Here is a 12,102-nt window from a genome sequence, read left to right on the forward strand (position 1 = left end):
GCATTCATTAATCGATGGAGACGGAATCCTGATGCATTTCATCATTGGACGTTTTGGGTCTGCCGTATTCCTGCTCCGCCTGCGTCTCGCTCTTGATATCGATCTTCCAGCCGGTCAGCTTGGCGGCAAGACGGGCATTCTGCCCCTTGATGCCAATCGCCAGCGACAGCTGATAGTCAGGAACAATGACGCGGGCCATTTTCTCAGGCTCAAAGACTTGAACCTCAAGCACCTTGGACGGGCTAAGCGCGTTGGCAACATACTCCTGCACCAGCTCGGAATATCTGACGATATCAATCTTCTCGCCGCGAAGCTCAGTCACGATGGTCTGTACCCGTGTGCCTCTAGGGCCAACGCAGGAGCCCACCGGGTCCACTTCGGGATTGCGCGAGAACACGGCGATCTTGGAACGGAAGCCGGCTTCGCGGGCCACGGAGCGAATCTCAACCACCCCGTCAAAAATCTCAGGCACCTCCAGCTCGAACAGACGCTTCAAGAGACCCGGATGACTGCGGGACAGCATGATCTGCGGCCCTTTGGTCGTATTCTCCACCTTGGTGATATAAGCCTTGATACGCTCGCTCTGCTTGAACTTCTCTCCAGGCATCAGCTCGCTCAGCGGAAGAACCGCCTCGATTTTGCCAAGATCGACATAGATGTTACGCATATCCTGACGCTGTACAAGGCCGGTTACAATATCATCTTCCTTGTCGATAAAAGCGTTATAGATCAGGCCGCGTTCCGCTTCGCGGATACGCTGGGTAACCACCTGCTTCGCAGTCTGGGCGGCAATGCGGCCGAAATCACGCGGCGTGACTTCCTGCTCGGCAATATCCTCCAGCTGGAAATGCGGGTTGATCTCCCGGGCAGCCATGAGCGAGATCTCGGTCCGTGCATCGAGAACCTCCTCCACAATCAGCTTGCGGGCAAACACCTTGATTACGCCTGTGTTGCGGTTCATATCCACACGCACATTCTGCGCCGCATTGAAATTGCGTTTATAGCTGGAGATCAGCGCCGCTTCGATGGCTTCGAACAGCACATCCTTGCTGATGCCTTTCTCCCTTTCCAGTTCATTCATAGCTTCAATAAACTCCATACTCATGAAATTCCGGTCCCCCTTTCAAGACGTTAAAAAATAATGGCCAATCTCGCACTGGCGACCTTGGCGTACGGTACCACATGTTGTTTTTTGCCCGCGGAGATGAGCAGTTCCTCGTTCTCGAACGAGAGCAAGCGTCCTTCGAATTCTTTGAGTCCTTGAATCGGCTCATAGACCGTTACATATACGTCCTTGCCTACCGCCTTGGCGACATCCGCAGCTTTCTTGAGCGGACGCTCTGCTCCCGGCGAGGAGACTTCCAGGAAATACGCTTCGGAGAACGGATCATTCTCATCCAGCTTCTGGCTGATATATTCGCTGATGGACCCGCAGTCATCGATATCGATGCCGCCCTCTTTGTCTACGAATACGCGCAGAAACCAGTTGGAGCCTTCCTTCACGTATTCAACGTCCACCAGTTCGAAACCATTGTCCTCGAGATAGGACCCGAGCAGCTGCTCTACCGTTTGTTTAATTTTGGATTTGGGTGTGCTCAAAAGAAGATTACCTCCACGAACTTGTCTTTTGCTATATACCAAAGATAAAGAGTGGGTTTCCCCACTCTTTACACAACGGACTTATCTCATTATTACCAAAAAAATTATACCATAGTGAGCCAGCACTGACAAGTACCAGCCCTTGACTCCCATTTTCAAGCGGACATTAGAGGGCTGTATTTCATATCCATTGATGCTGCTGTCAGAACAGCGAAAGCTGGTTGCTCTCCGGCAATCCCCGGAAGCAGCCCATTCCGGTGAGCAGCTCAATCACCGTTTTACTGGCCTTGGATTTCTGCTGGAAATCCTCAATAGAAAGGAATTCTCCCGCTTCCTTGGCGGCAGCGATATTAATCGCGGCATTATCCCCGATTCCGGCAAGCGAGGAGAACGGAGGGATCAGGCTGGTGCCGTCCACCGTGAACTTGGTGGCATCCGAACGGTACAGATCAATGTTCTTGAAGGTGAAGCCGCGTGCGGTCATCTCCAGGGCCATCTCCAGCACCGGAAGCATTGCTTTTTCCTTAGGCAGTGCCTGGAAGCCCTTGGCTTCGATCTCCACAAGCTGGCGTGCGATGGCTTCGTAGCCCTTGCAGCACAGCTCGATATCGAAATCCGCAGCGCGGACCGTGAAATAAGTCGCATAGTATTCTATCGGATGATACAGCTTGAAGAAGGCGGTGCGCACCGCTGAAATAACATAAGCCGCGGCATGGGCCTTCGGGAACATGTACTGGATTTTGAGACACGAGTCAATGTACCACTGCGGCACCTTGCACTTCTTCATCTCCTCAATCCACTCCGGCGGCAGCCCCTTCCCTTTACGCACGCTCTCCGTAATTTTGAAGGCCAGACTGGCGTCCATGCCCGCCTTATAGATCAGGTAGAGCATAATATCATCACGACAGCCGATTACCGTCTTGATGTTGCAGGTATTGTTCTTGATCAGCTCCTGGGCATTCCCCAGCCACACGCCTGTGCCGTGGGACAGCCCGGAAATCTGCAGCAGGTCGGCAAAGCTGGAAGGCTTCGCTTCGACCAGCATCTGGCGGACGAACTTCGTCCCCATCTCCGGCACTCCGTAAGTGGCCACCGGTGTACGGATCTGATCGGGTCTTACCCCAAGCGCATCCGTGGAGTTGAACATGCTCATCACCTTGGGATCATTCATCGGAATGGTCGTCGGGTCCACGCCGGTCAGATCCTGCAGCATCCGCATCATGGTCGGATCATCGTGGCCGAGAATATCTAGCTTCAGCAGGTTGGCATCGAAGGCATGATAGTCGAAATGGGTGGTCTTCCACTCGGCCGTCACATCATCCGCCGGGAACTGCACCGGAGTAATATCCTCGATCTCCATATAGTCAGGCAAAACAACGATACCGCCGGGATGCTGCCCCGTACTGCGCTTCACACCGGTACAGCCGGCGGCGAGCCGTCCGACCTCCGCGCCGCGCCAGCGCTTCTGGTGATGCTCTTCATATTTCTTGGTGAAGCCGAAGGCTGTCTTCTCCGCCACCGTACCGATGGTTCCCGCACGGAATACATTGTCCGGCCCGAACATCGTTTTGGTAAAGTTATGGGCGTTCGGCTGATATTCCCCGGAGAAGTTAAGGTCGATATCGGGAACCTTGTCCCCTTTGAAGCCCAGGAAGGTCTCAAACGGAATATCCTGTCCTTCTCCCTTCAGCTTGCCGCCGCAATCCGGGCAGTCCTTATCGGGCAAGTCAAAGCCGCTTGGCACACTTCCGTCCAGGAACCATTCACTGTGCCGGCATTCGGAATTGGTGCAGATATAGTGGGCCGGAAGCGGATTAACCTCCGAGATGCCGAGGAACGTCGCCACCACCGACGAGCCTACCGAGCCACGGGAACCGACGAGATAGCCGTCCTGGTTCGACTTTTTGACAAGCCGCTCCGAGATCAGATAGTTGGCAGAGAACCCGTATTTAATAATCGGGGCCAGCTCCTTCTCCAGACGGGCAACCACCACCTCCGGCAGCTCCTCGCCGTAGATCGATTTGGCTGTGTCATAGCAGGTGTTGCGGATCTCATCATCCGCCCCTTCAATAATAGGAGTGAACAGATCGCTAGGGAACAGGTCGTATTCCTCAAACCGCTCCGCCAGCTCAACCGTATTCGTAACTACGACTTCCTTCGCTTTGGCCGCACCCAGGTATTCGAACTCGGCAAGCATCTCATCGGTCGTACGGAAGTGGGCATCCGGCTTGTTCTGGTCCTTCAGCGGACTGAATCCGGTGATCCCGTGGATCGTAATATCACGGAATAGCTTATCGCGCGGCTCCAGGTAATGCACATTGCCGGTGGCGATCACCGGCTTGTTTATCTGCTCGCCGATCTCACAGATTTTGCGTACAACCCCCCGCAGATCCTCCGGACTCGCTACGAACCCTTTATCCACGAGATGCATGTACATGGTCAGCGGCTGGATTTCCAGCACATCATAGAACTGGGCAACCTCAATTGCCTCTTCCACGGTCTTGTTCAGCACAGCCTCGAAGAACTCGCCCCGCTCACAGCCGGATATGACGAGCAACCCGTCCCGATGCTCTTCAAGCTTCGATTTGGGAATGCAGGGCACCCGCTTGTAGTATTCGGTATGCGACATGGAGATCAGCTTGTAGAGGTTCTTTTTGCCAATCGGATTCAGTGCATAGATACCGCAGTGAAACGGCCGTACATTCGACAGGTCATTGCCTACATAGTCATTCAGCCGGTCCAGCCGGGTCATGCCCTTCATCTTCTCCGCATCAGCCAGTAGACCGTTCAGAATCCCGCCCAGCGCAATCGTATCATCCACCGCACGGTGATGGCTCTCCAGCAGTACCTTGTACTTGTCAGCAAGCGTATTGAGCCTGTGGTTCTTCATTTTGGGGAAGAGCAGGCGCGCCAGCTCCAGCGTATCCAGTGAAGGATTCGGCAGCTCCGGCTGGCCCAGCTTTTTCAAGGAAGCCTGAATGAAGCCCATATCGAAACGTGCATTGTGCGCAACGAGAATACTGTCTCCCACGAATTCCACGAACTCCTTGAGCACAGGCGCAAGATCCGGGGCATCCTTGACCATCTCATCGGTAATATTCGTTAGCTGCTGGATATGGTATGGGATTTTCTCATGCGGGTTGACGAAGGTGGTGTAACGGTCCAGCTCCTTGCCTTCGCACATCTTGATCGCCGCAAGCTCTGTGATGTTGTTGCGTGTGATGGACAGCCCGGTGGTCTCGATATCGAAGACGACATAGGTTGCCGTCTTGAGCTCCAGCGGCTGCGCATTCTCCACGATATTGACCGCGTCATTGACGACATTGGCCTCCACACCATAGAGCATTTTGAGCTTATGCTTATGGGCCGCATGATTCGCATCCGGGAAGCTCTGGACATTGCCGTGGTCGGTAACAGCAAGTGCCGGATGGCCCCATTTCGCCGCTGTTTTGACATAGGCATCAATCGGAGCAACCGCATCCATCGTACTCATCGTGGTATGCAGGTGGAATTCCACCCGCTTCTCCTTGGCATTGTCCTTACGGGCCGGCGGCGCCGGCACCTCGGTCAGATCCGAAGGAATCATCACCAGCTCGGGAATCTGCATGAAACGGTCATATTCCACCTTGCCGCGCGCCCGGACCCATTTGCCGTTAGCCAGCTGGCCCATGATCTTCAGATCTTCCTTGGTCTTCGCGAACATCTTCATCTGCAGGGAATCTGTAAAGTCTGTGATGCAGAAGGTGTACAGCGTATTTCCATTGCGCAGCTCCTTGCTGTCCAGCCCGAAGATCGTCCCCTGGATCGTAATTTTCTTCTCTTCATCCTGAATTTCCAGAATGGAGACAGCCTGCTCTTTGATGTCATTCCCTATCTGAAGCTTAATGACCTCGCCCGGGTCCCCGGCTTCTTCAGGCTCGTCCGGTTCACTGTTCATCATCATCAGCTCTACCAGCTCACGCTGCTCCTGCTGGAGCTTCTGCTGGAATTCCTCATAGGCATCCGCTTTGTTCTTGCTATCGTCCTCAGACATCTGCAGCTTGACTTTGAGAGGAAGCGCGAAATATTTATCATAATATTTAATAATGGCGGCTTCGATACCTTTTTTGCGGGCCAGCTCCAGCGACATGGAATCATTCAGGCTAAGGATAAGCGTCCCGTCCTGCAGCTCCTGACTGGAGCGTGTCAGCCAACCGTTGACGGAAGGAATCTCACGCTGGACCCACTCCAGGAACATGCCCCAGTACTCCTGCACAATATCGGCCCTGCTTACAGTATCATCATATAGGAACAAGAAGCTTACCTTGGCAATATGCTGCAGCTTCTCACGCATTCTAAGGATAAAGGCACGGTAGGTCTGGGCAGGAATCAGGGTTGTCTTGGCAATCACGATATGCCAGTCATGGTTGCCGCGGCTGATCTCCACCCGTTCAATCTGTCCGTCTACAAAATAGGGATCAATCATGGCAGGCGGAATCTCCCCCTGCTTCATCAACAGCTCAAACCTCTTTCTTCTCTCCACATTCTGCTCCATGCATTCCCCACCTAACTCGGCAATAATTGGCGTAAGACTTCGACGTCAATCTAATGTTGTAACTCTATTGTAAGAAAAAGCCTCCGGCTTAAAAAGCATTGGGTACTTGCGGCCCGCCGACTCCTCTCGCCAGAAGCTGATATAAAAGGTTAACAATTATAAGGTTGCAGATTAATACGCTTTGGCAAATACAACCGTATGCTGGGCAGGCTTGCCGCAGCAGATACAGGTCTCTTTCGTTTCTGACGGGTGGAACGGAATATTACGGCTGCCAGCGCCAGTCTCTTCCTTGACCTTAGTCTCACATTCCTCAGAGCCGCACCAGCCTGCAAGTGCAAAGCCGCGTTTCTCCTCCATGGAATCCTTCATTTGCTCCAGAGTATCTACCGAATAGAAATGATCCTCGCGGAATTTCAGTGCCCGTTCATACATTTCCTGATGGACCTGCGCAAGCATCGCATTCACTTCTTCAACCAGATTCTCCTGCTGAATGACCTTCTTCTCGCCGCTGATCCGGGAGACGAGCACGCAGACTCCATTCTCCATATCACGCGGTCCAAGCTCCAGCCGGACAGGAACGCCGCGCATTTCATATTCATTGAACTTCCAGCCCGGAGTTACATCCGCACGGTCATCTACACGCACGCGGATTCCGGCGTTCTTCAGTTCATTGAACAGTTCGTCGGTACGTCCGATGACGGCTTCACGGGTCTTAGGCGGTCCGATTGGAATCATAATGACCTGCGTAGGCGCTACCTTCGGCGGCAGAGCCAGTCCACGATCATCACCATGCACCATGATGAGGGAACCGATCAGGCGCGTGGTAGAGCCCCAAGAGGTGGTGTGCGCATGTTCCAGTACATTCTCCCGGTTCAAATATTGGATATCAAAAGCAACTGCGAACTTGGTGCCCAGATAATGTGAGGTAGCAGCCTGAACGGCCCGTCCATCCTTCATCATCGCTTCAATGGAATACGTATCCACAGCACCGGCGAACCGCTCGGATGGCGTCTTCTGTCCGGTCACTACCGGAATCGCCAGAAAAGTCTCTACGAAGTCGCGGTAGTTATCAAGCATCTTCATCGTTTCTTCGCGCGCTTCCGTCTCATTCTCATGCGCGGTATGGCCTTCCTGCCAGAGGAATTCCGTCGTGCGGATAAACGGCAGCGTGCGCTTCTCCCAGCGGACCACGTTAGCCCATTGGTTGATCAGCACCGGAAGGTCGCGGTAAGATTGAATCCATTTGGAATACATATGGCCGAACATCGTCTCGGATGTTGGACGGATCGCCAGACGTTCTTCCAGCACATCGCCTCCGGCTTCCGTAACCCAAGGCAGCTCCGGGTTGAAGCCCTCCACATGTTCTTTCTCTTTCTGGAAAAAGCTCTCGGGGATAAACAGCGGGAAGTAGGCGTTCCGGTGACCGGTAGCCTTCAGACGGCGGTTCATCTCCTCCTGGATATGCTCCCAGATCTCGTAGCCGTCCGGTTTGAACACGATACAGCCGCGGACCGGCGAATAATCCATCAGGTCCGCTTTTTTGATTACATCGATATACCAGCGTGAGAAATCTTCGCCCTGCGGCGTGATCTCTGTAACGAACTGCTTGTCTTTGGCCATGTGAAGAAATCCTCCTAATATTCGCCCCTCAAGTTGCACCTTAGCTATGAAGCTGATTCAAATGCATCACGGGATAAAAATGATATGACATCCGTCAGCCGCTGATGAGGCGTAAAATATCATTATAAGTAACTGCGATCATCACCAGGAACAGCAGGGCAAAGCCTACAAAGTGGACCATGCCTTCCCTGCTCGGGTCCACCGGCTTGCCGCGCAGAGCCTCAACGCCAAGGAACACCAGCCGGCTGCCATCCAAGGCAGGAATCGGCAGCAGGTTGAAGATCCCCAAGTACAGGCTGAGAATCGCCGCCCAGTACGTCAGATACTGAATCCCCTGCTGGGCAATCTGCCCGGTCAACTGGAAGGTGCCTACCGGCCCGGAGATATCATCCATATTAAATTTGTTGATCAATTGCTTGAAGCCGATAAAGATCAGCTTGGTGGTGTCCACCATAGCTGTGCCGGACTTGGTAATCGTCTCTCCTACACCGGCCTTACGGGTAGGAAGGTCTGGTGTAATTCCGACTTTGCCGCCTTGCTCCCCTTCCATTCCGCGGGGAATCATGGCCACATTGAAGGTCTCTTCGCCGCGCTTCAGCGTCCAGTTCATCTCTTTGCCTTTGGAGGCCGAGGTGAGCTTGATCATCTTCTGATAATCTCCGCCGATAGCTTGGCCGTTCACCGAGACGACGATGTCGCCTTTCTGCAGACCGGCTTCTTGGGCAGGCATTCCTTCACTGACTTCACCGATCTTCACATAGGTCGGATTTTCCAACGGGATACCGGCCATCTGCAAATGCAGTGCAAATAGTACAAACGCCAGAATAAAGTTCATCACCGGACCGGCCAGGATTGCTATAGCGCGCTGACCGACCGTTTTGCTGCCGAACTGGCGGTCCTTAGGTGCGATTTGCGTCTGCTGGGTGCCCTTGATCATCATCGCCTGCGGGTTCACATCGTACGTGGTGACTTCGCCGTCCACATCGAGGCGGATCTTCAATTCATTCTCCAGATCCGTGAACTGCGCTTCGCCGCGGATCACATTTCTGCGCGTATCCAGAGAATCGAGGTAAATATTCTTCACCTTATTATCCTGGCCCAGCCGGACAGCAATGGTCTGCCCGGGTCCGATCTCAACCATCTCCGGGTCTTCGCCGGCCATGCGGGCGTATCCCCCGAAGGGCAGCAGGCGGAGCGTGAACTGGGTTTCACCGCGTTTATAAGAGAACAGTTTCGGACCGAAACCGATCGCAAATTCCCGTACAAGAATTCCGGCGCGTTTGGCAAAATAATAATGTCCCCATTCATGGACAGTCACCAGAACAAAGAACATAAACACCGTTAAAAAAACAACTCTTACCATCTCCATAGCGCAACATTCCCCCTTAAGGTGTAAGACCGAAGTATGTCCTCTTAATTTATCATTATTCCAAGGCAGGGCACAAGAGAATCAACAGTCCACACCTATTTTTCAGGGCACAACCATGTTCACCGTTTCTACAGATGCTTCCTGTCCCGTTACAGGACCGCTGCAAGCTCCCGGGAAGCGATGTCGCACAGGTGAATCTCTTCCAGTCCGGGGTTCGTTTCGCCCTGATGGCGCTGAAGCACTTCATCAATAATCTCATCAATCCGCAGGAAAGGAATTTCACCGCGCAGGAAGCGGGCAACGGCAACCTCATTGGCTGCATTGAAAGCGGTCGTGAATGTGCCGCCGGCCATTCCGCAGTCAATGGCCATCTTCAGAGCCGGATAGCGCTCATAGTCCATCTCCCGGAAGGTCAGGCTGGCTACCTGAGCCAGAGACAAGCGCTTCGCAGGAGACTGCCAGCGGTCGGGATAGGTGAGCGCATACTGAATAGGCACCCGCATATCAGGCGTCCCCAGCTGGGCTATGATGCTGCTGTCGCGGAACTCCACATACGAATGGATGATGCTCTCCGGATGCAGCAGCACATCAATCTGCTCATACGGAAGTGCGAACAGATGGTGGGCTTCGATAACCTCCAGGCCTTTGTTGACCATGGTGGCCGAATCGATAGTAATCTTGGCCCCCATGCTCCAGTTGGGATGGCGCAGGGCATCCTCTACGGTCACATTCTTCAGCTGTTCGCGCTTATAATCACGGAATGAACCGCCGGAGGCAGTAATGGTGATGGAAGCTACATCTTCACGGTTCTCGCCGTTGAGGCATTGAAAAATCGCCGAATGCTCGCTGTCCACAGGCAGCAGCTGCACGCCTTTGCGCTTTGCCAGCTCTGTAACCAGATGTCCGGCGGTCACCAGCGTTTCCTTATTAGCCAGTCCGATATGTCTGCCCGCTTCAATCGCCGCAAGCGTAGACTGAAGTCCTACACTGCCTACGAGCGCAGTCACGACCGTCTCCGCATCGCCTCCGGCAGCAATCTCTACCAGACCTTCACTTCCGCTGTACAGCTCCACACCGGCAGGCAGGCGGGGTCTGATCTCCTCTGCAAGCTCCTTCGTGGATACCGATACACGGCGCGGCCTGAACCGGCGCACCTGATCCAGCAACAGCTCTGTATTGCTTCCCGCCGCCAGTCCATCGACTTCAAAAGCATCCGGGTGCATGGCGACTATATCCAGTGTCTGGGTGCCAATGGAGCCTGTGGAGCCGAGAATACTAATTCTTTTCACAGTTGCTCTCCTTCTCCCTGTCGTTAATAGTAAGGCATCAGCATTACGATATGTACGAAAGGAAATACGATGATCCAGCTGTCGCAGCGGTCCAGGATGCCTCCGTGACCCGGCAAGAGTGAGCCTGAATCCTTAATACCGTACACCCGTTTATAGGCAGATTGTACAAGATCTCCGAGTTGACCGAGCACGGCGCAGGATATTCCAATCAGCAGCGCGCGTCCGATCGTCAGCAGATCAGGAACCAGTAAGGCAAACACAATCGATAGGACAGCAGAAATCAATACTCCGCCAAGAGCGCCCTCAATAGTCTTGTTAGGACTGATTGCAGGCCACAGCTTGTTCTTCCCGAAGCTTCTGCCGACAAAATAGGCTCCGGCATCACTGCCCCATATACAGCACAGCAGCAGGATAGTCCAGAAGAGGCCATGACCATCTTCCGCACCGCGGGCGATTCCCATATAGGAGAACCCCATCCCTATGTAAACAATGCCGGTGAACATCATCGCGGTGATTTTGATATCCAGCTTATTCTTGCTGAACACAGTGACCAGCAGGAACAGCAGCATTACGAGCCATACCCCCTGTTCCCAGGAGAATAGCTTATTCATTCCCAGAAGGTCCCAGGGAATCATAAAGCCCACTACAGATGCGTAACCAAATACAGCAGTCAGACCAAAGGTGGCTGTACCTGTCATTTTCACAAATTCATAAAAGCCGATGAGGGCCATGGCAGTCAGCATCAGCTGATACGGCCAGCCGCCCCAATAGCATAACCCTAAAAACAAGGCCCCGGCAACAATACCGGTAATGAGTCGCTGCTTCAAAGAATCCCTCTCCCATCAGGCTACTTCAATCCACCATAACGGCGTGTGCGGCGCTGATACTCAGCCACAGCCTGCATCAGATGCGTCTTGTCAAACTCCGGCCAGTACGCATCCGTAAACCAAAATTCACTATATGCGATTTGCCACAGCATGAAATTGCTGAGCCGCATCTCTCCGCTCGTACGGATCAGCAGGTCAGGATCGGGTAATCCGCTGGATAAAAGCCTGCTGTCAATCAGCTCTGAAGTGATCTCTTCAGGTGACAGGATTCCCGCCTTGATATCCTTGCCCAAGTCGCGCATACAATCCGCAATTTCCTTACGCCCGCCGTAGTTGAGTGCAAAATTCAGAATAAGTCCGGTATTACTCTGTGTACGGGCCACCGCTTCTTCCATCGCCTTGCGTGTATGGGAAGGCAAAGCCTCGGCATCACCCATTACACGTACCTGCACATTCTTTTCGATCAATTCATCCAGTTCAATCGCCAGGAATTCTACGGGGAGACGCATCAGGAAATCAACCTCGTCCTTCGGCCGTTTCCAATTCTCTGTAGAGAAAGCGTACATGGTCAAGAACTCTACCCCCAGGTCATTCGCCGCAATCGTCGTACGCTTGACCGCCTTCATCCCGTTCTGATGGCCTACAATACGGGGCAGACCGCGCCGTTTCGCCCAGCGGCCATTGCCATCCATAATTATAGCTACATGCCGGGGAATATTATCCGGTGAAATCTCGACTGGCTCCTGCCTGTCTTTACGGCTCAGCCATTCTTGAATCCGTTTGATCATTTCCGTTTCCTCCAAGCTCTTATCAGAAAGAGACAAACCCCACCATAAACGGAGGGGCCTGAAGTCTCTTGAATTT

8 protein-coding genes are annotated in these 12,102 nt (G+C 53.3%); all 8 read right to left on the bottom strand.

The window, feature by feature from the left end; all coding sequences use genetic code 11:
* Positions 1-7 precede the first annotated feature (7 nt).
* The 8 genes from nusA to MHH28_RS09015 all read right to left on the bottom strand — a co-directional run bounded on the left by nusA (position 8) and on the right by MHH28_RS09015 (position 12,026).
* The gene (nusA, locus tag MHH28_RS08980) at positions 8-1,105 is read right to left on the bottom strand and encodes a transcription termination factor NusA (protein ID WP_405114073.1); all 1,098 of its coding nucleotides are present in this window, start codon (positions 1,103-1,105) and stop codon (positions 8-10) included.
* A 26-nt stretch (positions 1,106-1,131) separates the two neighbouring features.
* Positions 1,132-1,599, bottom strand: coding sequence for a ribosome maturation factor RimP (gene rimP, locus MHH28_RS08985; RefSeq protein WP_405114075.1), 468 nt, complete (start codon positions 1,597-1,599; stop codon positions 1,132-1,134).
* 202 nt (positions 1,600-1,801) lie between these two features.
* On the bottom strand, positions 1,802-6,133 hold the full coding sequence (locus MHH28_RS08990; RefSeq protein WP_405114077.1) for a PolC-type DNA polymerase III: 4,332 nt from the start codon (positions 6,131-6,133) through the stop codon (positions 1,802-1,804).
* 171 nt (positions 6,134-6,304) lie between these two features.
* Positions 6,305-7,753, bottom strand: a complete 1,449-nt coding sequence (gene proS / locus MHH28_RS08995; protein ID WP_405114079.1) for a proline--tRNA ligase — start codon at positions 7,751-7,753, stop codon at positions 6,305-6,307.
* Positions 7,754-7,847: 94 nt separating this feature from the next.
* Positions 7,848-9,122, bottom strand: coding sequence for an RIP metalloprotease RseP (gene rseP, locus MHH28_RS09000; protein ID WP_405114081.1), 1,275 nt, complete (start codon positions 9,120-9,122; stop codon positions 7,848-7,850).
* Between the two features lie 149 nt (positions 9,123-9,271).
* Positions 9,272-10,411, bottom strand: coding sequence for a 1-deoxy-D-xylulose-5-phosphate reductoisomerase (locus MHH28_RS09005; protein WP_405114083.1), 1,140 nt, complete (start codon positions 10,409-10,411; stop codon positions 9,272-9,274).
* A 23-nt stretch (positions 10,412-10,434) separates the two neighbouring features.
* Positions 10,435-11,238, bottom strand: coding sequence for a phosphatidate cytidylyltransferase (locus MHH28_RS09010; protein WP_405114085.1), 804 nt, complete (start codon positions 11,236-11,238; stop codon positions 10,435-10,437).
* Positions 11,239-11,258: 20 nt separating this feature from the next.
* Entirely contained in the window at positions 11,259-12,026 is a 768-nt protein-coding gene (locus MHH28_RS09015; RefSeq protein ID WP_405114087.1) for an isoprenyl transferase, read from the bottom strand.
* Positions 12,027-12,102 lie beyond the last annotated feature (76 nt).

The sequence above is a fragment of the Paenibacillus sp. FSL K6-1217 genome, assembly GCF_045040735.1.
Classification (GTDB): Bacteria; Bacillota; Bacilli; order Paenibacillales; family Paenibacillaceae; genus Paenibacillus_AQ.

What these genes read in the sequence shown, in the direction of transcription:
- nusA (WP_405114073.1), bottom strand. Translation starts at nt 1,105, where the DNA reads ATGAGTATGGAGTTTATTGAAGCTATGAATGAACTGGAAAGGGAGAAA.
- MHH28_RS08990 (WP_405114077.1), bottom strand. Translation starts at nt 6,133, where the DNA reads ATGGAGCAGAATGTGGAGAGAAGAAAGAGGTTTGAGCTGTTGATGAAG.
- proS (WP_405114079.1), bottom strand. Translation starts at nt 7,753, where the DNA reads ATGGCCAAAGACAAGCAGTTCGTTACAGAGATCACGCCGCAGGGCGAA.
- rseP (WP_405114081.1), bottom strand. Translation starts at nt 9,122, where the DNA reads ATGGAGATGGTAAGAGTTGTTTTTTTAACGGTGTTTATGTTCTTTGTT.
- MHH28_RS09015 (WP_405114087.1), bottom strand. Translation starts at nt 12,026, where the DNA reads ATGATCAAACGGATTCAAGAATGGCTGAGCCGTAAAGACAGGCAGGAG.